Here is a 20966-nt window from a genome sequence, read left to right on the forward strand (position 1 = left end):
TGACGTATCTTGCTTGTCCTTTTTCGCGCCATCCCGCCTGCGGCTTATGTTACATAGCTCAACTATGCGCTCAAAGCCGCAGACAGAATGGCACAAAAAATTACAGCGCAATATTACGTCATTTCATTGTTGACGTGACACTAACCTGCTGTAATCAAGGTGTTTAAAAATCAGGCCGCGTCACCATTGGACGCCTACGGATTCAGGATTACGAAAAAATTTATGGATTTTGAAAAAAGAAAACGCAAAATCCTTTTAGGGATAACAGGAGCGAGTGGAATGCTTTTTATCAAGGCATTCCTTGAAACAATGCGTTCAGCCCCCGTGGAATTTCACGCTGTTATTTCCGCTTCAGGGCAGGACGTGTTGCAAAAGGAACTCGAAATAACACCTGCAGCTCTGCCGGTAATCACAAAATGGTATGATGTTGATGATTTCAAGGCAGCCCCGTCCTCCGGTTCTTCGGATTATCACTCCATGGTTATTTTGCCGTGTACAATGGGAACTCTTGCTGCCATTGCAGGTGGTTTGAGCATGAATCTGATCCACCGGGCTGCGGATGTAACATTGAAGGAGCGCCGTAAACTGGTGCTTTGCGTACGCGAGACACCTTTGAATCGTACTCATTTGCAGAATATGCTTGCTGTGCACGACGCCGGAGGAATTATCTGCCCGGTTATGCCGAGTTTTTATTTTAACCCCGCTACCCTTGAAGAAGCAGCTTTAAGCTATAGTTGGCGGCTGGCGGATCAACTTGAAATTGAAATACACGACAGGAAAAGATGGCAGGACAGCAACGATTAATAGAAAGGATTTCGGTCCTTCTGGAGATGATCAAGTTTAAACTTTCCATCTTTGCCCTTCCTTTTGCCTGTATTGGTGCTTTTCTGGCATCCGGCGGTTTTCCAGAATACACAGCCTTGTTGTGGATTATTGTGGCAATGGTCGGTGCGCGAACCTGTGCCATGGGATTTAACCGGATAGTCGACAGGCGTTTTGATTGTGAGAATCCCCGAACGAACAGAAGAGCACTGCCCGCGGGAGAAGTCAAACTGAAAGAGGCATGGACGATGGTAATCATAGCCGCTCTCATCTTTTTTCTGGCCTGTTCAAGGCTGAATACACTGACTCTGCAGCTTTCTCCCCTGGCTCTTTTTTCAACCCTTTTTTATTCTTATACCAAGAGGTTCACCTCATTCTGTCACCTTGTACTGGGTGTCGCTCTAGCCTTTTCTCCTCTGGGAGGCTGGGTTGGAATAAGCGGCAGTTTTGCCGGTTATCCCTGGGTGCTGTCCCTCGGAGTGCTGTTCTGGGTTGCCGGTTTTGATACAATATACGGTTGCCTTGATGCTGATTTTGATCGTGATCGTGGACTTCACTCTCTGCCTGCTCGAATCGGCAGAAAAAATGCCTTCAGGCTTGCCGGGCTTTTCCATGTTCTTGCCTTTTTCTTTTTTGCTCTCACAGGGTATCAGGCCGGATTGAATATCTGGTACTATGCCGGTCTGGTTCTCACTGCGGGAGCACTTCTGTACCAGCATATGCTGGTGCGACCTGGGGATCTGTCCCGGATTCATGCCTCTTTTTTTTCCATGAATGGATTTATAAGTGTGACCTTGTTCGCCGCGACCTGGCTTTCTCTTATGACCCTGGGCGGTTAGGAGTTGGCGCAATGAAAAATAATTTTTTTTTAATAGTTGTTCTTTTTCTGGCTCTGACAGTTGACGGGCGGGCTGTCGCTGGAGTAACGGGAAAAGAAAACGAGAGAATAAAAACGATACCACTCGGGAAAATTGATCAAAACCTGAATCCTTACGGATACCCGGACCACGAGATTCTTGATTATGATGTTTCATGGACCGGGGGAATAAAAATAGGTGAACTCCGGCTTGAGACAGGTAAAGCTTCAGAAGGGCCTGACATTTTTACTATCAGGGCAGAAATTTCAACAAAAGGTGGCGCAGTTCATTGGGTGTACCCGATAAATGACACCCACATCACCTGGGTCAGGGGGCTTGAGAGACTGCCCTTCAGATATGAAGTGTGGCAGGATGAAGGGTACAGTTACAAAGCTCACAGGATAACCGAATATGAACAGGAGAGGGGCCGGATACGGTTATGGAAAAATGAAAAAGCAGAGGGAGAGTACAGTGTTGAGGGCATTGTCAATAATGAATTCACCTCCTTTTTTAACAGCCGGTTAATGAATCTTGTTGTTGGTGAACAGATAATTGTACCGACCTTTGCCGATAAAAAGAGAGTCGAAGTTGTTGTCAATACCATCACAAAAAAACAATTTGAGAAAACTGTTATCGGTCCGGTTCAGGCTTTGGAAGTCATGCCGGTTATGACGTTCAGGGGGCTGTATGATAAGAAGGGTGATACGGTTATCTGGTACACTGATGATGAATGCCGTATCCCGGTTCTTATCAATTCAAAGATTGTCATAGGCTCACTGACCGCCGAGCTGGTCGGATATGAAAATTCTGCCTGCAAACGTTACAGGCAGGTAAAAAGACAAAGATAGAATGGAGTGGAAGATGATCACAGTAACGACAACCTCTTTTCCTGAACTGGAGCTGGTGCACAGGGGAAAAGTGCGTGATATGTATAGTATTCCCGGTCATGAAGATAAACTGTTAATGGTGGCTACGGACAGGATCTCCGCCTATGATGTGGTGATGGAGGATGCCATTCCCGGCAAAGGCGCAGTTTTGACGGAACTCTCACTTTTCTGGTTCAAGCTGCTTGGCGGTATTATCGACAATCATCTCATCAGTGCAGCGGTTGATGAATATCCGGAAATATGTCATCAGTACAGAGAGCAGCTGCAGGGGCGCTCAATGCTGGTGCGAAGAACACGCCCCCTATCCATCGAGTGTATTGTTCGCGGCTATATTTCCGGTTCATTCTGGAAAGCGTATCAGGAGAATACTACTGTTTGCGGTTTTGAATTACCGGTGGGTATGAAAGAATCGGAAAAGTTTCCTCAACCTCTTTTTACACCCTCGACCAAAGCGGAAATCGGAGATCACGACGAAAACATATCCCTTGACCGAATGGCTGAAATTGTGGGGGAAGAAAGGGCCCGGCAGATTGCTGATGTCAGTATAGCTCTGTATAAAAGAGCGTCTGAATTTGCAGGAACAAAGGGAATAATTATTGCGGATACTAAATTTGAACTGGGGGAAATTGACGGAAAGCTGATCCTCATTGATGAAGTCCTGACACCCGACTCTTCCCGATTCTGGCCTGAAGAGCAGTATGAACCCGGAAAACCCCAGCCAAGTTTTGATAAGCAGTTTCTGCGGGATTACCTCAGCAGTCTCAACTGGAATAAAAAGGCTCCAGCGCCGTCACTGCCCCTGGAAATAATAGAAAAAACGAGGGCACGATATGAAGAGGCTGTCAGGAAAATCGTAAGCTGATCTTTTACAGACCATTAAACCTGTGAGCGTTCGATGGTCATGCAATCCTGCTTTTTGCAGGCGGCTTTCAGGTTCTCAGGGTTCTTTTCGTGTGCAGAATCGGAGAACAGTTTCCAGTGATTGATCCTGGAATGTATATCCAGCTTCCAGCAGTGCTGTCGGTGCAGCTCTGGTGGAAGTGAGGAGCATTTCGTCAGCCATCCGGCCAAAGATCATTCTGGCTGCAAAGGCAGGAATACGGAAGATAACCGGTTTATTGAGAATTTTCCCCAAAGTCTTTGACAGTTCTCTGTTGGTAGTCTGAACAGGGCTGACAACATTGACAGGACCTTGGATCCTGGGGCTGGTCAGTATAAAGGAGACAATTTCACAGATATCCCGAATGCTGATCCAACTGATATACTGTTCTCCACTGCCTATGATCCCCCCCACTCCTGCACGAAACGGGGGTATCATTTTATGCAGCGCGCCACCATTCGGGCTCAGGACCATGCCGAACCTGAGGTTGACGACCCTGACGCCCATGGCCGGCAGACGTTCTGTTTCCTTTTCCCATTCCCTGCAGACCTCGGCGAGAAAACCTTCACCCGGACCGCTTCTTTCATCGACAATTTCTTCACCTCTATTGCCGTAATAGCCCGCCGCAGAAGCGCAGAGAAAGGTCCCGGGCTTTTTGGGAAGATGGGAAATATAGTCAACCAGCTCTCTGGTTCCATTGACTCTGCTTTGAAGGATTTTTTCTTTTTTGGCCTTGTTCCAGCGCCCCTGGGCGACATTTTCCCCGGCAAGATGAATGACCGCATCAAAGGGGCTTTTGTGGCTTGCCTGGAGCCTGGCTGTCTTCCAGAAATCATTGTTTTTTGTGTTCCTGTTTCGTTGCAGACACTGGATGGAATATCCACTGTTGAAGAGATGTTCAACAAGAGCGCTGCCTATCAATCCTGAACAGCCGGTTATCAGAGTTTTTGTCATATTATGTGCCTGTGACCAATTACGTTATTTTTTGAGTTGTGGTGCCGGTTTTTTTGAGTCCAGAAAGTGTTGAAAAGCCATTACGGGATGTTTCCTGATCATTTTAGGACCGGAATATCGCATGATGGCAACCACTTTTTCTTTCATGTCCTTTTTATAGCAATGGATGGTACATTTCCCGCAAGTGGATTTTTTTTCCTGGAAAGGGCATTTTTCGAGTTTTCCCCTGGCGTATTTGATGAGTTCAGCACACTCATTACAGATCTCGTTTTTTCCTGGTTGATGGTGTTTTCTGCAATAGATTTCAACCATCGCCTGCATGGTATTATATTCTCTTTCGAGCCTTGGGGGAAGCTGTTGCTGTCCACCAAAAATGGCTGAAATAATCTGTTCACAGACCCGTTCCTGGCTGATAAATGAATTCTCTATTGTAATGTCAGCATAGCGCCGGTACAGCGTTAACCTTTCATGAAAGAGATCTTTCAGACTCTGGTCCCTGCGTTTGGCAAGGCCCCGTGTTTCATAGTTTTTAATGCGCTTTTTCAGTGCATTGAGGTTTGCGTGCAGAAAAACAATTATACCATCTTTCTGGAGGTGAATCATTGCAGTGTGGCTATAGGCTGCACTGCCTCCTGTGGCAATGACATGGTTTTTGACATTGATTTTAAGCAGCACTTTTTCTTCAATTTCTCTCAGGGACATATGCCCGTCCTGATCAACTATATCCTGTAATGTTCTCTGTTGGTCGGCCTGGATCAGGATATCCGTATCCAGAAAACGCATCCCGAGTATTTTTGCCAGGATTACACCAGCAGTGCTTTTTCCGGATCCCGGCATACCGATAAGGACAATATTCTTTTTCATATTAGAGTGTTCCCGGCAATCGGGTGTTCTGTCCGTGTTTGGGATTTTCACTGTTTGATGACTTCCAGAGGACATACCCTGCCTTTTTGTTCCAGCGGTAAAACGTGTTGAGGGCTGAGTGAGTGGAGATTGCTGTTTTTTCATTTTCAGTAGTCTGAAGTTAAATATTCAAGTTGTTCGTCTCAGCTGGGTCGGAATTGATTGAACCGAAAGAAGGGATATGAAGCTGAGTAGTGCGCCGGCCAGAAATGGAATCCTGTAATCTATCAGCCACAGCAGGCCGCCTATTGCCGGAAGAACAACGGCGGCAATATGATTGATGGTAAAGCCCACGGCCATGCTTGGTGCAATGTCTTCAGGATTTGCGATTTTCTGAAAAAATGTCCGGATGGCAATGGAAAAGTTGAAAAAGACATGATCAAGGATGTACAGGAGTCCGGCCAGGTATTTATCTGAAACCAGAGCATAGCCGCAGAATACAAAAAGGAGGGCGAAATACTCAACTGAAAGTACTGTCTGCTCACCATATCTGACGATACACCTCCCGATCAGAGGGCTGAGGAAATAATTCACAAGATTGTTGATCAGAAACAGGATAGCGATTTCCTGGATACTGAAGCCAAATTTTTTTACTAGGAGAAAAACAGCAAAGGCTGTAAAAATCTGACGTCTCGCTCCCGCGAGAAACGTGAGAAGGTAAAAAAGCCAGTACTTTTTTCTTAAGATCATCTTCCTGTGCTGGGGGATAATATTTTTCTTTTCCGGGTGTAGTTTCCAGGTTGAAAGAGCGAGTCCCATGATGATCAGACCGAAAAAGAGATAGAGGGTGTTGAAGTTGAAAAAGGGGCCTACGGTCAGAAAAAAAACACTGATACTGATGTTACATGCGGAGGAAAGAGAGCGTAGTCTGCCGAAAACGAGAGGAGCTTCATCTGTGTCGAAATATTGCAATGTAAGGGATTGATTGGTCGTTTCAAAATAGTGGAAGCCGAAACTCATAACAAGGGTTGTGAAGATCAGGCCGTAATAGGTCGGAAAAAAACCGGTAAGTGCGATTCCTGCGCCAAGAATGAGTACAGAGAAGGAGGCGAGCCGGTGTTCTTTGATAATAAAGAGAATGTAAATCACAAAAAGAGATAAAAAACCGGGTACCTCTCTTATGGATTGGATCATGCCGATGTGGTTACCGTTGAGATGCACAACATGGACGGCGAAGTTATCAAAAAGGATGCGTGTCGCCTGGAGCCCTCCTGTTGCGCACATGCTGAGGAGCAGGATATACAGGTACATGGGCCTGTTGGTGATCTGTTGTATCACATTCATTTATCTTCCAATCCAGTGGTGTCAGCGGACAAAAAAGGCAGCGTATGCTATAATAAACACGGATGCTCTTGGGGAACAGCCGGGCGGTGGTATCATGATACTTGTTTTTGTAAATATTCTTCTAGGTAAATTCATTGTGAAAAGGTAATCTTATTACATCAGGTAAACTAATCATTACATTTATTTAATACAGTAAAAAAAGAAAAAGATGGAATTTCTAAATACTCTTGTACAATGGTTTGAATCAACGCATCTTCAGGAACAGATAAAGAATGTCGATATTGTCGCTCTTTTTACCAATCCCTGGTTTATTGTTCCTTTTGGTTCGTTTATTCTTTACAATCTGTATAAACAGAAATGGAAAGATATTATTATACTCTCTGTTTTAACTGCGGTCTGGTGGTTTTCAGGAACACCGTATATGAATTCCCTGCTGGTTAACGGCGAAATACAGATTGATAAAATTTTACCCGTGATTTTCGGTGGAGCTGTTGTTCTCGGATTCATAATCTATCTTTTGTTCGGGCGATCCGACTGAATCCGTAAGAAGAGAATGGCTGATATTGTTCAGCCTTAATTCAGCATCGGGTGAACCATGCAGTTTAGAAACGGCATATTTATAATCACTGAAGAACGTCATTGTCCCCTGTATAATGTGGGAGAAGAGCTGGATGTCAGTGAAGGGAACCTGACCATGCCCGCAGGAAAAGCCACCTGTCTGACCCTTGCCAGGGAACTGATTGAAATAGCGTCCGAAGGTGAGAGTTATGAAAAATTCAGTCAGAGTGGCATTGAAAAAAACAAATTTGAATGTGGCGGCTGTACAGGTATTATCCGTTTTGAATATAAAAAGGAAAAAGGTTTTGCTACCCTGCAGATGAAACTTCTTGCCGCAACTGAAAGAAGGGAGAAGATCAGGGAAGTATCCGATTTTGCGGGACTGCTGCGCAGTATTGAACTATTCTCGACATTGTCTGATGATGATCTGCTTGATCTTGCAACCCTGCTTGAACTGACTGAATACCCCTGGCAGTTTCCGATAACCCAGAAAGGGGATCCTGGAAATCGTTTGTTCATCATTATTTCCGGAAAGGCAGAGGTGATTGATGATCATGGTGTTACCCTTGCTGAACTGGAAAAAGGTGAAGTCTTCGGAGAAATGAGCCTTCTCTCCGGAGAAAGAGTAACAACGACAATCATGGCCGCTGAGCCATGTAAAATTGCGGTTATGAACCATAAGAATTTCAGGCATATTCTTACCAGGTTTCCCGCTCTCCAGGTATTTTTTTACAAATTACTGGTGAGCAGAATCACCAAAATGAACCTCCAGCGTGCGGAAGAGCTGTCATCCGGAATGGTGGGACAGTTATCTGATATTTCACCTGTGGAGCTCTGCCAGATGATTAATTCCAATCAGAAAACAGGTCGGTTACATCTTGAATATGAAGAAAAACGGGCTGTAATCCTTTTCAACGAGGGTGAACTTGTCCATGCTGAACTGAATGAGCACGAAGGAAAAGATGCGTTTTACGAGATTTTATCCATCGATAACGGGCGGTTCAAATTCAGTCAGGGCTTGTCTGAAAACGAAAAAAAACTGAATGTAATCGGAGGGTTCATGGCTATGCTTATGGAGGGGATGAAACAGTTGGATGACAGGAGACACCGGGTAACCGGTTATGGAAGAATGAATAATCTCCTGAATCAATGATGACTTTAGAGGTAATAAAATCATAGAGTTGCTGCCCTTATGGCCAATTACGTAAAAGGGTTTTAATGGGAAGAAGAAAACTGAAGGCATTGATTTTTTCGTTGCTGGCTCAGGAGAATCCGGAAGAAATTTTTCGGTTTTCAGAAGAAATATCTGCTCATATTCTTATCCACTATCTCTTCCTGGCCCTCTGCCACCCTGACGAACAAGTGCGGTGGAACAGTGTGAATTGTTTCGGCAGGGTTGTGCCCCGTCTCGCAGAAGAGAACCCGGAAGAAGCCAGGGTCGTCATGAGACGTTTTCTCTGGAGCTTAAATGATGAGTCCGGCGGGATCGGTTGGGGGTGTCCGGAGGCGATGGCGGAAATAATGTGTTATTCTTCCATCTTGAGGAATGAGTATCTCCATATGCTGATATCCTATATGAAGCAGGATGGCGAAGAGATTCACCAGGACGGAAACTATCTGGAGTTACCCATGTTGCAGCGGGGATTGCTTTGGGGAATTGCCAGGTTGTGTCAGCTGCACGGGGAGGAAATGGCGGGGAAAAATATAGTTGATGATGTCACGGCATATCTTGATTCTACAGATCTGCATGTTGTGGCGCTTGCCATATGGACGCTCGGTCTTCTTGGGTGTGGAGATAAGATTAAAAAAAACCGGTTGTTAAAAAATCAGGTAGAATCTATCAGGCTTTATAGAAATTTGCGATTTGAAAATGTTTCTTTAAAGAAACTGCTGGAAGAAACAGTCATATCTTTATAGCCTGCGCGCGGTATCTGTTCGCGGGGACGGCAGCTCTGTGGTCACTGATCACAGGGGCAGCAACTTTATGATTTTATTACCTCTGAACTGTGATTTTGTTTTTCCTGTTCTGTTATGAGAGAATTCCTTTGGGCATTGGTTGAATTGAATCTCCTCCCAGGGAGAAACCACCATCCATGGGTATTATTGTTCCGGTTAAATACGTTGCTTCCACTGCCAGGAAAAAGACCATTTCAGCCACTTCCTGCGGAGTACTGAAACGATTAAGGAGAATATGCTCCCTGAGGTTCTTTTTTTCTTCTTCGGTCAACACCTGCCACCCACGTGTTCCAGGCCCATGGCGTGATTCGACAAGGCCGAGCATCAGTTCGTTCACCCTTCCATTCGGGCTCATCTCCCTGGCCCAGGTTCTGGTCAATGAGCCGATGGCATGATTGGCAGCGCTGAAACCGTCATTAAAGAAAAGACCACCCGGCCCGCTTCTTCCGGTGATGGCGGCTATTGAGGAGATATTGAGGACAGAACCGGATGAACTGTGCCGGAGGAGGGAAAGGCAATGGTGATAGAGCAGCCATTTTGCCTTAAGGGTTGTGTCAATCTCCGTATCCCACTGGTTACTGTTATGGGGGTGATCATAACTGCCATGCACAACCGGCATTCCTCCTCTTTCAATGTTATTGATAAGAAAATCCAGTCTGGTTGTTTTCTTTTTTACTTCAGAAATAAATATTTTCACCTCTTTTTTGTTTCGCAAATCAACCTGATGGGAAAAAAACGAATAACCGGCGGAGGAAAATTCTTTCTCCATTTCACGGCTGGAATCAGGCCAGTCATAATACGGCAGGAAGAGAAAGGCACCTTCGTCGGCAAATTTCCGTGCCACAGCCCGGCCAACTGGTCGAGAAGCCCCTGGAATAAGGGCATATTTATTCTGCAGTCGCATTGATTTGTCTGTTTCAAAAGATATTTACATGAAGCACAGCTGATGGACAATCCGCTGTACCGGGTTCTTACGGGAAAAACTCAGTTAAAAACTGAATTCAAAAAAGGCCTTGGGGGTTCTTTAATTGTGTCATCCCTGCTGTCAAGGCGCTGGAGGCCGAACATGGCCAGGATATTGTCATCCATGGTGAGCTGGTAGTCGTCCGTAGCGATAATATTACTGTTGACGGGATTGATGAGTCGTACGGATAAGTACATGGTTGTCCTGGTGTATGAAAACGTTCCGACAAAGATGGCCTGGGCAGTACTGCTCCCTTCCAGGAGTGACAAGTCCCTGGTGAGAATGGTTTCACCTGAGCCCGGAATTATCTTCAGAGTGTTTGCAAGTTTAATTTCTTTGACACTGTATCCCAGCTGCACTAATCTGGAGGCAATATGTTCCTGAAGAATTCTGCCGAATCTGGATGTTCTTCCTAAATTATTGTTATCCACAACTGTCGTGACAAGAACCGGCATATCGGGATGGTGGGGGACCAGCGGGGGGGTTGCCCGTTGAACCAGGTTGTCGGCAATGGTGTAGGAAAAGGTGATAAGGTTGGTATCGGCGCCAAGGTATTTTTCAAGAGGTGTGCCGTTAAATGAAGAACAGCCTGTAATGATAAGAGAAACCAGTGTCAGAGAAAAAAAGAACCATTGTCTGCAGAAGTGGCTGCCTGAGTTGAAGATGTTGGCTCTTATGTATTTCATGCTGTTTTGAATCCTTTTTAAAACCTGAATCCGTGACGGTTTTCGTGATTATTATTCAGGTAAAATTACATAGCTTTCTGAATCAGGTTTTTGTTTTAATATTTTCAGAAGTGGTTTTTTCCGGTTTTTTCTCCCTTGTGGCGCCGGAAAAAGGGATTGTTCTTGCCTTCAATCCGTTTGATTCCTGGTAATGGTAGAAATCTTCATCGTTTATATAGTAAATATCTGATGCCCTGAACAGGTATTTTTCATCTTTAATCATTGATGTCGTTATAATGATCTCATAGTGACCATTTGTGGTGAAAGTGGTATTGGCGATGTCTGCGGCAACTCCTGAGGCGAGCAGAACCAGATTGCTCGGTGCATTCCTGAGAACGACAATAGCAGAGGAAATCGCCGTCAGTACACCCGGCTGAAGTGTTCTGGTTCTGTCACTGTTGTGCCTTACGATCTGCACCTTATATTGAATGGAAATAGTATCCTCTTTCATTTGATTACGGGTTGGGATACCATAGTCAAACAGTTTGGTTATGAGCAGGTCACGGAATGCTTCATTGAAACTGCTTGTTTCGTTAGGGCCGCAGGGCGTTGATTCATCACCGCAGGTGGGTTCCACATAAACAGTGCTCTGGATATTGTCCGTGATGATCAGCTGATTGTTTATTCTGTTTGCAAGATCCTCAGCAAGAATTTCCCAATGTCGGGAAGACTGCATTTTCTGCTGCTGGGAGTAAGGATAATCAATGGGTTCTGGAATTCTTGCGGAACAGCCGGCAAACAGCAGGAATGAAATAAAAATAACGTGCCAAAAGCGCATATAAAATTCTCCGGGTGAGTGTAGACTGTATGAACCAAATCAGTGCTTGACCATAAATTGTAATTATTTACAGGCACCCCGGCTTTTCACGGTCTCTTTTGTCCGTATGGATAGGGAAAATCGAACAAAAGCGCTTGTAAAAAATTGTGACACCTGTGAACACTTTATCGGACAAAAAAGGGAAAAGTAAAGAAAAATATGTCTATTGATCTGCATATACACTCCTACCATTCAGATGGTACAATGAGCCCGGAGGAATTAATTGTTTACGCGAAAAAAAAGGGGTTGGAAGCGGTCGCAATAACAGACCACGATACGGTGGATGGTGTAAGGGAGGCCGTCCGGCGGGGACGACAGCTTGATCTGGAAGTCATTTCCGGAATTGAAATCAGTGCAATATACGATAAAACAACAGTTCATATCCTCGGTTACCTCTTTGATATCAATAATGAAGTTTTTCTTGGGGCAATCGAGAGGCTGCAGAAGGCAAGAATTGAGAGGAACAGAAAAATCCTGCAACTTCTTGGAAAAACCGGCATACATCTTCAGGAAGAAGAAATTGCCGCTGTTTCGCAAATTGGTCAGACCGGAAGACCTCATATCGCAAAAGTTCTGATTAGCAAAGGTCTGGTGGCAAACATTGATGAGGCATTTGCCAGGTATCTCGGTGATAATGGCAGTGCCTATGTTCGCCGGTTTGTTTTTTCTGCTGATGAAGTGCTGGATCTGATTCATCAGGCGGGCGGGGTTGCTGTTCTTGCCCACCCAATGCAGCTTGTGAAAAAAGGGCTGGAATTGAATTCTGTCATTGGCAGACTTGTTGACCAGGGGCTGGATGGTCTGGAACTGTACTATCCGACCCATTCAAAAAAAAACCGGGCTACTCTTTTACAGTATGTTGAACGGTACAGTCTGGTGGTCAGTGGCGGGAGTGACTATCATGGAGACATGAGGCCCGGTACAACCCTGGCAGGTGGAAAAAATGTAACAGTTCCATCCGCTGTGCTGTCTGAACTGAAAAAAAGAACAGAAAAAAATCAGAAATTTTAAAACTTGTGAAAAATCGATATGAGTATGCATTCAATTCTTATTGTTGATGATGAGCCGAATTATCTTGTTGTGCTTTCTGAGTTGCTGCGGGATGAAGGATTTGAGGTTTTCACCGGTTCCGGTGGTGAAGAGGGGTTGAGAATTGTTCAGGACGTTGATCTTGATATCGTTGTGACGGACATGCAGATGCCCGGTATGAACGGATTGCAGTTTATGCTCAAGCTCAAGGAAAAACGGCCTAACCTGCCTGTTATTGTAATCACTGCATTTGCCGAGGTGGACAAGGCTGTCGAAGCGATGCAGGCCGGGGCGTTCAGTTATCTGGCAAAGCCGTTTTCCAATGATGAACTCATTGTCAACCTGCACAAAGCTGTGCACCACTACTCCATTCTTCGTGAAAATACCCGTCTTCGGGATGAGATAAGGGGGCGGACAGGGTTTAGCGGCATGGTCGGTAAAAATCCAAAAATGCTTGCAGTTTACAAACTGATTGAAAAGGTGGCTCCCACTGACGCTTCCGTCCTTATCACAGGTGAAAGCGGTACCGGTAAGGAACTGGTGGCAAAGGCAATCCACATGCATAGTCCCAGAGAGACAGAACCTTTTATTGCCGTAAACTGTGCGGCTCTCTCAGAAGGTCTTCTGGAAAGTGAGTTGTTCGGGCATGAAAAAGGTGCTTTCACAGGAGCAGTAGCCATGCGCAAAGGTCGATTCGAACTGGCACATCGGGGGACGCTTTTCCTTGATGAAGTGGGAGAAATTCCACTGCCGCTGCAGTCAAAACTCCTCAGGGTGCTCCAGGAAAAAAAATTTGAAAGGGTTGGTGGCGGGAAAACCCTGGAAGTCGATGTGCGTATTCTCAGCGCATCGAACAGGGACCTGCGGGAGGAGGTTGCTTCAGGTCGGTTCCGGGAAGATCTGTTTTATCGTCTGAATGTTATCCCGGTCAATCTCCCTGCTCTCAGGGAGCGGATGGATGACATGAAACTCCTGGTTGAATTTTTTATGGAAAGATTCAAAAAATCTTTAAACAGAACTGATTTAAAAATTTCTCCCTCTGCCATGGCACTGTTGATGAAACTCCCCTGGGAGGGCAATATTCGTGAGCTTGAAAACACCATTGAGCGGGCAGCCATTCTCTGCAGTGGAGATGTGATTGAAGCGGAAGATGTGCAGCCGGACAGCCTCTATATGGAAGGAAAATCGTCCTGGGAAAAAGATGTTGATATCAATCAGTTAATCCCTGATGATCTGACACTCAATGAGGTACTCTATGCCATTGAGGAGAAGATGTTGAAGAGAGCCCTGGCTGAGACTGAAAATATTCAGGCAAGGGCTGCAGAGAAACTGGGTATTACCAAGAGTCTCCTCCAGTATAAAATGAAAAAGTACGGTATAAAGAAGAAAAAATAAACCGGAATCCAGGCACCCCCCTGACCCGCAAAAGGCCATTTTGAAAAAAAACCTTTTCGCCTGATTTCTGTGTCACAGGACAATGAAAAACGCTCACATATGAATAATATGCTGTGTTTTTAATTTACCTGTTCTTTGATGTTGAGCGAAGATTCTCATTATTCAAGGCGCCCATAAGGTTATCCCCAGTTCAACTTATTCCTGAGGATGGTAAAATAGTTTCGTGTTGAGGAGACTATCAGTTTCAAAGGGTGTTCGGCTGTTTCAATTTCAAGGATGTCGTTGTTTTTCATGGTCCATACGGGTTGGCCGTCAACGATAACCTGGGCATTTTCACTGTTGTTCCGGGCATCAAAGCGTGTACGGATGACCTTGGAAGCAGGCAGGATGATGGGTCTGGAACCGAGCATGAATGGGCATATGGGGGTGACCAGTATGGTGGCTAACTCCGGGTGGACGAGTGGACCACCCGCTGAAAGATTGTAGGCGGTGGAGCCGGTCGGTGAAGAAAAAATCAGGCCGTCCGCTTTGTATGTGGCGATATAATCTCCATCCGCTGTTGTTGAAAGGTTGAGTAGCCTGTCGTTGACCTGTTTGTTGACAACAACTTCGTTAAGGGCGAATCTGTATTCTTCCCCAATACCATTTTGAACAAGCCTTGATTTGAGCATGAGCCTGTTTTCGATGATAACTGTATGGCAGAGGATATGTTCGAGGGCATCAACTGTCTCATTTTCCGTCAATTCCGTGAGAAAACCCAGATGACCGAGGTTTATACCAAGTACAGGAATAGAATATCGGGCCGCCTGTTCCGCAATATGGAGCAGAGTACCGTCTCCCCCTAGAACAATTATGAGATCCAGTCCTGGTGCAATCTGGTTGACCGTAACGTTGATTTGTTTCCTTTCAAACCAGGCCGTAAGGGTCAAGGCATAATCCCGTGCCGGAGAGTCATTTTTTTTGGTAATGATTCCGACCCGATGAAGAGCCAATCTGGTTTCTGTTTTAAATGGTTGATGTGAAGACATGCCTTTCTTATTGCAAACGATTTTCGGATACAGTATTCCTTTTGAATCAGATGAACCGAAAGGAGGAGAGTGATTTTATCAAATAGACTCTACCGGTTTAAAAAAATCTGATCTGGCATTTTTTCAATCAAATTTCGAAATTGGTCACAGGTACAGCAATCTGTGATTTTATTACCTCTGAACTGTAATTGCTCACAGGCACATCTCCTGTCCGGCTGAGTTTTATGGGTAATCAGAAAAAAACTTGAATCCGTGACGGATTCAGGTCTGGTACATAGCAGATTGGCCGGAAAGAGACAACAATATTAAGCTGCAGCCCTGTTTACCATTTTTACCGGGTTGTTATGAATAGACAGGATATTATGGAAACAATCAACAAGGATTTACTTGAAATTCTCGCATGCCCCCAATGTAAAGGTGCTGTGAAGTTAAAGGAAGCCGAAGGTATTTTGTGTGAAAAATGCAAGCTCCTTTATGAAATACGTGATGGTATTCCGATTATGCTGATTGACGAGGCAAAGAGTATTGAACAGGATTAACGCCTGCATCCCCTTCGGAGGTTCACGGGTTCTGGTAAAGGAAGAAGGTTCTTATGTCAAAGCCACAAAAACAGATCATTCCGGATTATGCCCGGGAATTGTTTGAACAGTATATCGTCACTGGAGATCATGCTGCAAGTGACTATTTAACCCTTATCAGGAAGCTTGTTGCCCAAAAAAACAGTGAGGGAACCAGATGGGAGGAACCGATAAAACTGGCCTATGATTTGCTGGCGCAGGAGATAGAGGAAAACAGGAACAAACCGGTAGAAAAAATAAAATTCGGGACATCCGGATGGCGTGGACGGCTTGGAAAAGATGTATTTGCCCATTCGGTCTGTTGTGTCACCGCAGCCATAGTTGAGCTTTTTCAGTCTGTTGATACTGAAAAAGAACTGGCTCAGTTTCTTGGGGTCAGCAGTTTTTCTGAGGCCTTGACACGTGGGTGTGTTATTGGTTTTGATAACCGGTTTGCGGGTGAATACCTCGCGGGGTGTGTTATGCATATCCTGACCGGCGCCGGGTTCACACTTTACTATGCAGGTGAGTCCACAACAGGAGTTCTTTCTGCTGCGGTTCTGGAATGTGGTGCCGCCTTTTCCATTAATCTGACTCCCTCGCATAATCCTCTTGAATATGGTGGTTATAAATTTAACGGCGCGGATGCTGGTCCTGCTGCACCTCAACTGACTGAGAGAATAACAGAAAATTCCAACAGAATTATTTTAAGAGATAATTCTTCCTATTACAGAAATGGAGATGTGTTCAATAAGCAGATAGACTTGGATAATATCACATGTATTGATTCTCTGGGATTATGGAAGAAAATGGTACAGAGGAACAGGACTGTTCATGGGCTGGATTTGAAAAAAAATGTATCGCGGTTTTTGCGGAAAAAGGATATTGCCGTTGCCGTTGACTGTGTCCATGGCGCAAGCCGTCTGCATATAAGGAAGCTTTTTGACAATACATCGACAGGGTCGCTCACTGTACTGAGAGAGAACAGAGATGTTACATTTGGAGGAGTGGCGCCGGAACCTTCTTCTGTCAATATGCGTGGTGTTGTCAATCTGCTCCGGAAAAAAAAGGAACTGCTCAGGCTGGGCTGCATTATCGATCCGGATGGTGACAGGATACGTTTTACGGATGGCAATGTGGAGATCAGCATGAATCAGTTCGGCGCCATGGCTTTCCATTTTCTCCATGAATATAAAGGAAAAAAAGGGATGGTTGCCAAAACGGTTGCCACTTCGAATTTTGCCAACCGTATTGCTGATATTCTTGAGGAGGAGGTCTTTGAGCCTGCGGTTGGATTTAAAAATTTTAAATCCGTCATAGGCAGGGCGCTGGTCTGTTTCGAGGAATCTGATGGTATTACAATTATTGGTCACACTCCGGAAAAAGACGCTTATATAGGATTGTTTCTAGCTCTGGAGATGATGCTGACAACGGGGAAAAATCTTGGAGAGTACCTGCAGGAACTTGAGCGGGAGTATGGCAGTTATTTTCCGGCACGGGATGGAATTGCGGTCAGTGTGCGGGGAGAGGAACTGCTGAATATTCTCAAGGGACTTGAGAAATACTCTGTGGGAAGTACTGTTTCAGTTGGCAGCCGTACCAGGGAAATTGTAGATGTCATTACAATAGATGGTCGTAAGATGATTTTTGATGACGGTTCCTGGTTAATGATACGGCCATCGGGAACAGAACCGAAGGTGCGGTTTTATGTCGAATCACGTACGGATAGCGGGACCAGTGATCTTGTTCAGACAGCCGGAAAAATGCTGGAAGAAATTGGTTTATTGTAGATATCCTGCTGAAAACAGGGCTACAATGTGGTTGCATTTTGCATTTCAGGTATTATTGTCAGCTTGAAGCAGGAAGATAAATGCCTGACCGGACCAGATGGTTTGGTCACAGCAAAGCAATGAAAATCACGCCTGCGGCGATACAACCCTCAGCCGAGGATTTTCAGATTAAGTTATAATAGTTTCGGGAGAAATTTATGTGGGAATATACTGATAAGGTTCAACAGCATTTTCTGAACCCTCAAAATGTCGGTGAGCTGGAAAACGCTGATGGTACAGGGGATGTAGGCTCCCTTGCCTGTGGTGATGCTTTGAAGCTGACTCTAAAAATAGATGAGAATGAGATCATTACGGATGCCAAATTCAAAACATTTGGTTGTGCGAGTGCTATTGCATCATCCTCTGTGTTAACTGAAATGGTTATTGGTATGTCGGTGGAAGAAGCCTCTAAGGTCACCAATGAGGATATTGCCAATGCCCTTGGTGGTCTGCCAAAAGAAAAAATGCATTGCTCGGTTATGGGGCGTGAAGCTCTGGAAGCTGCTATTGCAGATTATCGGGGCATGATCCTTCCCATGGCGGAAGGAGAAGTTGTCTGTGAGTGCTTTGGTGTGACGGATCTTGAAGTCATCAGGGCGATAAATGAATCGAATCTTCGTTCTGTGGAAGAAATTACAAATTTCACCAAAGCCGGAGGCGGTTGTGGCAAGTGTGAGGATAAGTTAAGAGAAATTCTGCGAAAAACAGTTGGTGGGAAGACGGAAGCCACTGCCGCGGGGTCAGGGACCAAAAAAATGACAGCATTGCAGAAAATCAAAAAAATCGAAGAAGTTCTCGAGCGGGAAATCAAACCGGGTCTCAGAAAAGATGGGGGGGATCTTGAACTGATTGATGTGGATGGTGACTTTGTGACTGTATCATTACGGGGTGCTTGCAAGAGCTGCAAAAAGTCACAGACGACCATTAAGGAATATGTCGAAAAGAAACTGCGGGAGCTGGTACTGGACACTCTTATTGTGGAGGAAGAAGAGTAATGGCAGAGACTAACGGTAAAATTGTCTATATGGATAATAATGCAACAACTATGGTGGCTCCGGAAGTTGTTGATGCCATGTTGCCGTATTTGAAAGAATTGTACGGGAACCCCTCCAGCATGCATACCTTTGGTGGTCAGGTGGGGCAGGCTGTTTCCGAAGCTCGGAGAAAAATTGCCGATCTGCTTGGAGCACAGCCGGAAGAAATCACGTTCACCAGTTGTGGAACGGAAAGTGATTCCACCGCCATCCTTTCGGCATTGCGGACATTCCCGGAAAAAAGACACGTGGTGACAACAAGAGTAGAGCACCCGGCTGTCAAGAGTCTGTGCGAAAATCTTGAAACATTGACAGGCCATAAATACAAGGTAACCCGTCTGAAGGTTGATGAGCAGGGAATGGTGGATATGGCTGAGTACGAGGCGGCATTGACCGATGATACAGCCATTGTGTCGGTGATGTGGGCCAATAATGAAACCGGCAATATTTATCCTGTTGAAAAGATGGCCGCAATGGCCAGGGACAGAGGGATACTTTTTCATACCGATGCTGTGCAGGCAGTGGGTAAGATACCGATCAACCTGAAAGAACTTGATATAGACTTTCTTTCTTTGTCGGGTCACAAGCTTCATGCACCGAAGGGGATAGGTGTTCTCTATGTGAAACGAGGAACACTTTTTGTTCCTTTTCTCACCGGCGGTCATCAGGAGAGTGGCCGGCGGGGAGGCACAGAGAATGTTGCCTCTATTGTTGCCCTGGGAAGAGCCTGCGAACTGGCTGCTGAAAAAATGGACGAGGAAAACACCAGGGTGAAAAAACTGCGGGACAGGTTGGAAAAAGAGCTGCTGGGCAGAATTCCGAACTCACGCCTGAACGGCCACAGGACTGCAAGACTGCCGAATACAACCAATATCAGTTTTGAATATGTGGAGGGAGAGGCAATTCTTCTTCATATGAATCGCTATAATATCTGTGCCTCTTCCGGCTCTGCCTGCACTTCCGGTTCCCTGGAACCGTCACATGTTCTCCGGGCAATGGGGGTTCCTTTTACCGCTGCCCATGGTTCAATACGCTTTTCTCTCAGTATCTACAATACTGACGAAGAAGTTGATTATATAGTGGAAAAAATGCCCACAATAATAGAGTCGTTAAGACAAATGTCTCCATTTTGGAAAGGGAACTGAAAATGAAAATAATTGAGCCTTATTTTGAGATTCAGGATGATCTGGACAGAAGTTCACTGGCTGTCAGGCTGGAAGCATGTGGTCGTATATGTTATAAAAGTGAGGATCTTATTACGGAAGATTCGGCTGTTCCTTTTGTGACAAAAATCGCAAAACATGGTCATAATTCTGTGCTTGAAACTGCGGTGGTGACTTTGAAACTGTTCTGCAGTGACGCTCTTGTCACAGATTTTTTTGCCTGTCAACCCAAATACCTCGTGATTGACAGAGTTGGGGATGGTCTTCTTGTCACAGGCTCAATTCGCAGTTTCAGAGAGTTATATACAGGATTTCCCGAGAATCAGCTTATAGCCGGTATGGTTTCCCTGCTGGCTGAAAAAGAACCATTTCTTTTTGAAGACCTGTATGATGCGAATAAAGCTGTTGAAAGCGATCCCTCTCTGAAGATAGAAAAAATGAGTCTTGCACAGGTTGATGAACTCCCGGGTGATCTACTTATGCGGCACCGGTATGTCGGTGTGAAATTTATTGTCAACAGGGCTGTAACCCATGAACTGGTTCGCCATCGACCCTGTTCATTTCTCCAGGAAAGTCAGAGATACTGTCGATACAGCCAGGATAAATTCGATGGCCAGGTGACCTTTATAAAACCGATGTTTTACGACGAGGGAAGTGAGGAATATAAGGTGTGGAAGGAAGCAATGGAGTTCACGGAAGAGAAATATTTAAAACTGCTTGAGACTTCTTCGCCCCAGGCCGCCAGAACTGTCCTGCCGAACTCCTGTAAGACAGAGATCATAGTTTACTGTAATCTAGTTGAATGGCAGCATATTTTCAAATTGCGAACATCCCCGGCTGCGGAACCGTCCATGCGTGAAATAATTGTTCCCCTGGCAGAAGAATTTTCCAGGAGATATCCCATGATACAGAGGTAAACTCGCAATATCTTCCCTTGAATCAGAAAATCTTCTCTTTTTCAGTTGTTTTATGAAAGGAGAAGATTTTTTTTATTTTCTCAAATACTGGATTTAGGTATTATTCATTTGTAGTTTCCTCCATATATTTGTGACTGTATCTGTCTGGCAACAGGTAATGCCTGTCCATAGCTGGTCTTTTTGCCCGATATTTGCGTTGCCCGAAAAATTTTATCCTCGGAGGTAAGCGTAGACTCCGATATCAATTATATGCCTGCGGTAAAATTTCCCGTGTGCCTTGATCTCGAACAAAAATCCTCATTTCTGGACAGACACCAGGTAACTATTCACAACGGGTAACAACATGATGATTTTATTACCCCTAGACTGTACCTGCAAGAAATTACGGCAGAACTGGCAATTCATTG

21 protein-coding genes are annotated in these 20966 nt (G+C 45.1%); 14 read left to right on the top strand and 7 right to left on the bottom strand.

The window, feature by feature from the left end; translation table 11 throughout:
• Positions 1-222 precede the first annotated feature (222 nt).
• Genes ACXLDX_RS11290 through ACXLDX_RS11305 form a run of 4 tightly spaced genes read left to right on the top strand, consistent with a single transcriptional unit; the run spans position 223 to position 3428 of the window.
• Positions 223-804 carry a UbiX family flavin prenyltransferase gene (locus tag ACXLDX_RS11290; protein ID WP_457577286.1) on the top strand — a complete coding sequence of 194 codons (582 nt, stop codon included), beginning with the start codon at positions 223-225 and terminating at the stop codon, positions 802-804.
• Positions 783-1661: a UbiA-like polyprenyltransferase gene (locus tag ACXLDX_RS11295; RefSeq protein ID WP_457577287.1), complete on the top strand. Its 879-nt coding sequence runs from the start codon at positions 783-785 to the stop codon at positions 1659-1661. Before ACXLDX_RS11290 ends, ACXLDX_RS11295 begins: the two co-directional genes overlap by 22 nt.
• A gap of 11 nt (positions 1662-1672) precedes the next feature.
• Positions 1673-2527 carry a DUF3108 domain-containing protein gene (locus ACXLDX_RS11300; RefSeq protein ID WP_457577288.1) on the top strand — a complete coding sequence of 285 codons (855 nt, stop codon included), beginning with the start codon at positions 1673-1675 and terminating at the stop codon, positions 2525-2527.
• A 13-nt stretch (positions 2528-2540) separates the two neighbouring features.
• Complete coding sequence (locus ACXLDX_RS11305) at positions 2541-3428, top strand: phosphoribosylaminoimidazolesuccinocarboxamide synthase (protein WP_457577289.1); 888 nt, start codon at positions 2541-2543, stop codon at positions 3426-3428.
• 75 nt (positions 3429-3503) lie between these two features.
• Here the strand turns inward: ACXLDX_RS11305 and ACXLDX_RS11310 are convergent, their stop codons facing one another.
• The 3 genes from ACXLDX_RS11310 to ACXLDX_RS11320 form a co-directional block, all read right to left on the bottom strand.
• Positions 3504-4400, bottom strand: a complete 897-nt coding sequence (locus ACXLDX_RS11310) for a TIGR01777 family oxidoreductase (RefSeq protein ID WP_457577290.1) — start codon at positions 4398-4400, stop codon at positions 3504-3506.
• Between the two features lie 24 nt (positions 4401-4424).
• Positions 4425-5264: a nitrous oxide-stimulated promoter family protein gene (locus ACXLDX_RS11315; RefSeq protein ID WP_457577291.1), complete on the bottom strand. Its 840-nt coding sequence runs from the start codon at positions 5262-5264 to the stop codon at positions 4425-4427.
• 168 nt (positions 5265-5432) lie between these two features.
• Positions 5433-6587, bottom strand: a complete 1155-nt coding sequence (locus ACXLDX_RS11320) for an MFS transporter (RefSeq protein WP_457577292.1) — start codon at positions 6585-6587, stop codon at positions 5433-5435.
• 208 nt (positions 6588-6795) lie between these two features.
• Between ACXLDX_RS11320 and ACXLDX_RS11325 the strand changes: the two genes are divergently transcribed.
• The 3 genes from ACXLDX_RS11325 (at position 6796) to ACXLDX_RS11335 (ending at position 9062) form a co-directional block, all read left to right on the top strand.
• Positions 6796-7125: a hypothetical protein gene (locus ACXLDX_RS11325; protein ID WP_457577293.1), complete on the top strand. Its 330-nt coding sequence runs from the start codon at positions 6796-6798 to the stop codon at positions 7123-7125.
• Positions 7126-7182: 57 nt separating this feature from the next.
• Positions 7183-8298, top strand: coding sequence for a DUF4388 domain-containing protein (locus tag ACXLDX_RS11330; RefSeq protein WP_457577294.1), 1116 nt, complete (start codon positions 7183-7185; stop codon positions 8296-8298).
• Positions 8299-8363: 65 nt separating this feature from the next.
• Positions 8364-9062 (top strand): DVU0298 family protein, encoded by a 699-nt coding sequence (locus ACXLDX_RS11335; protein WP_457577295.1) that lies wholly within the window; start codon positions 8364-8366, stop codon positions 9060-9062.
• Positions 9063-9174: 112 nt separating this feature from the next.
• Here ACXLDX_RS11335 and ACXLDX_RS11340 read toward each other — a convergent pair whose 3' ends face one another.
• The 3 genes from ACXLDX_RS11340 to ACXLDX_RS11350 form a co-directional block, all read right to left on the bottom strand.
• Positions 9175-10005 (bottom strand): SDR family NAD(P)-dependent oxidoreductase, encoded by an 831-nt coding sequence (locus tag ACXLDX_RS11340; RefSeq protein WP_457577296.1) that lies wholly within the window; start codon positions 10003-10005, stop codon positions 9175-9177.
• Positions 10006-10085: 80 nt separating this feature from the next.
• On the bottom strand, positions 10086-10751 hold the full coding sequence (locus ACXLDX_RS11345; RefSeq protein ID WP_457577297.1) for a FlgO family outer membrane protein: 666 nt from the start codon (positions 10749-10751) through the stop codon (positions 10086-10088).
• An 82-nt stretch (positions 10752-10833) separates the two neighbouring features.
• On the bottom strand, positions 10834-11568 hold the full coding sequence (locus ACXLDX_RS11350; RefSeq protein WP_457577298.1) for a hypothetical protein: 735 nt from the start codon (positions 11566-11568) through the stop codon (positions 10834-10836).
• Positions 11569-11766: 198 nt separating this feature from the next.
• Here ACXLDX_RS11350 and ACXLDX_RS11355 point away from each other — a divergent pair, with 198 nt between their 5' ends.
• Both ACXLDX_RS11355 and ACXLDX_RS11360 read left to right on the top strand, forming a co-directional pair.
• Entirely contained in the window at positions 11767-12618 is an 852-nt protein-coding gene (locus ACXLDX_RS11355) for a PHP domain-containing protein (protein WP_457577299.1), read from the top strand.
• Between the two features lie 24 nt (positions 12619-12642).
• The gene (locus tag ACXLDX_RS11360; RefSeq protein WP_457577306.1) at positions 12643-14031 is read left to right on the top strand and encodes a sigma-54-dependent transcriptional regulator; all 1389 of its coding nucleotides are present in this window, start codon (positions 12643-12645) and stop codon (positions 14029-14031) included.
• Positions 14032-14210: 179 nt separating this feature from the next.
• Here ACXLDX_RS11360 and ACXLDX_RS11365 read toward each other — a convergent pair whose 3' ends face one another.
• The gene (locus ACXLDX_RS11365) at positions 14211-15059 is read right to left on the bottom strand and encodes an NAD(+)/NADH kinase (RefSeq protein WP_457577300.1); all 849 of its coding nucleotides are present in this window, start codon (positions 15057-15059) and stop codon (positions 14211-14213) included.
• A gap of 344 nt (positions 15060-15403) precedes the next feature.
• Here ACXLDX_RS11365 and ACXLDX_RS11370 point away from each other — a divergent pair, with 344 nt between their 5' ends.
• From ACXLDX_RS11370 to ACXLDX_RS11390, 5 genes are all read left to right on the top strand, one after another.
• Positions 15404-15598, top strand: coding sequence for a Trm112 family protein (locus tag ACXLDX_RS11370; protein ID WP_457577301.1), 195 nt, complete (start codon positions 15404-15406; stop codon positions 15596-15598).
• Between the two features lie 53 nt (positions 15599-15651).
• A complete protein-coding gene (locus ACXLDX_RS11375) occupies positions 15652-17406 on the top strand; it encodes a phosphohexomutase domain-containing protein (protein WP_457577302.1) in 1755 nt (584 codons plus the stop codon).
• 197 nt (positions 17407-17603) lie between these two features.
• Positions 17604-18440, top strand: coding sequence for a Fe-S cluster assembly protein NifU (gene nifU / locus ACXLDX_RS11380; protein WP_457577303.1), 837 nt, complete (start codon positions 17604-17606; stop codon positions 18438-18440).
• Entirely contained in the window at positions 18440-19624 is a 1185-nt protein-coding gene (nifS, locus tag ACXLDX_RS11385) for a cysteine desulfurase NifS (protein ID WP_457577304.1), read from the top strand. The genes nifU and nifS overlap by 1 nt, the downstream gene beginning before the upstream one ends.
• A gap of 2 nt (positions 19625-19626) precedes the next feature.
• The gene (locus tag ACXLDX_RS11390; protein ID WP_457577305.1) at positions 19627-20559 is read left to right on the top strand and encodes an FAD-dependent thymidylate synthase; all 933 of its coding nucleotides are present in this window, start codon (positions 19627-19629) and stop codon (positions 20557-20559) included.
• Positions 20560-20966: the final 407 nt, after the last annotated feature.

The sequence above is a fragment of the Desulfomarina sp. genome, assembly GCF_054039375.1.

Coding starts and splice junctions, on each gene's coding strand:
- ACXLDX_RS11290 (WP_457577286.1), top strand. CDS start 223: ATGGATTTTGAAAAAAGAAAACGCAAAATCCTTTTAGGGATAACAGGA.
- ACXLDX_RS11295 (WP_457577287.1), top strand. CDS start 783: ATGGCAGGACAGCAACGATTAATAGAAAGGATTTCGGTCCTTCTGGAG.
- ACXLDX_RS11300 (WP_457577288.1), top strand. CDS start 1,673: ATGAAAAATAATTTTTTTTTAATAGTTGTTCTTTTTCTGGCTCTGACA.
- ACXLDX_RS11305 (WP_457577289.1), top strand. CDS start 2,541: ATGATCACAGTAACGACAACCTCTTTTCCTGAACTGGAGCTGGTGCAC.
- ACXLDX_RS11310 (WP_457577290.1), bottom strand. CDS start 4,400: ATGACAAAAACTCTGATAACCGGCTGTTCAGGATTGATAGGCAGCGCT.
- ACXLDX_RS11315 (WP_457577291.1), bottom strand. CDS start 5,264: ATGAAAAAGAATATTGTCCTTATCGGTATGCCGGGATCCGGAAAAAGC.
- ACXLDX_RS11320 (WP_457577292.1), bottom strand. CDS start 6,587: ATGAATGTGATACAACAGATCACCAACAGGCCCATGTACCTGTATATC.
- ACXLDX_RS11325 (WP_457577293.1), top strand. CDS start 6,796: ATGGAATTTCTAAATACTCTTGTACAATGGTTTGAATCAACGCATCTT.
- ACXLDX_RS11330 (WP_457577294.1), top strand. CDS start 7,183: ATGCAGTTTAGAAACGGCATATTTATAATCACTGAAGAACGTCATTGT.
- ACXLDX_RS11335 (WP_457577295.1), top strand. CDS start 8,364: ATGGGAAGAAGAAAACTGAAGGCATTGATTTTTTCGTTGCTGGCTCAG.
- ACXLDX_RS11340 (WP_457577296.1), bottom strand. CDS start 10,005: ATGCGACTGCAGAATAAATATGCCCTTATTCCAGGGGCTTCTCGACCA.
- ACXLDX_RS11345 (WP_457577297.1), bottom strand. CDS start 10,751: ATGAAATACATAAGAGCCAACATCTTCAACTCAGGCAGCCACTTCTGC.
- ACXLDX_RS11350 (WP_457577298.1), bottom strand. CDS start 11,568: ATGCGCTTTTGGCACGTTATTTTTATTTCATTCCTGCTGTTTGCCGGC.
- ACXLDX_RS11355 (WP_457577299.1), top strand. CDS start 11,767: ATGTCTATTGATCTGCATATACACTCCTACCATTCAGATGGTACAATG.
- ACXLDX_RS11360 (WP_457577306.1), top strand. CDS start 12,643: ATGCATTCAATTCTTATTGTTGATGATGAGCCGAATTATCTTGTTGTG.
- ACXLDX_RS11365 (WP_457577300.1), bottom strand. CDS start 15,059: ATGTCTTCACATCAACCATTTAAAACAGAAACCAGATTGGCTCTTCAT.
- ACXLDX_RS11370 (WP_457577301.1), top strand. CDS start 15,404: ATGAATAGACAGGATATTATGGAAACAATCAACAAGGATTTACTTGAA.
- ACXLDX_RS11375 (WP_457577302.1), top strand. CDS start 15,652: ATGTCAAAGCCACAAAAACAGATCATTCCGGATTATGCCCGGGAATTG.
- nifU (WP_457577303.1), top strand. CDS start 17,604: ATGTGGGAATATACTGATAAGGTTCAACAGCATTTTCTGAACCCTCAA.
- nifS (WP_457577304.1), top strand. CDS start 18,440: ATGGCAGAGACTAACGGTAAAATTGTCTATATGGATAATAATGCAACA.
- ACXLDX_RS11390 (WP_457577305.1), top strand. CDS start 19,627: ATGAAAATAATTGAGCCTTATTTTGAGATTCAGGATGATCTGGACAGA.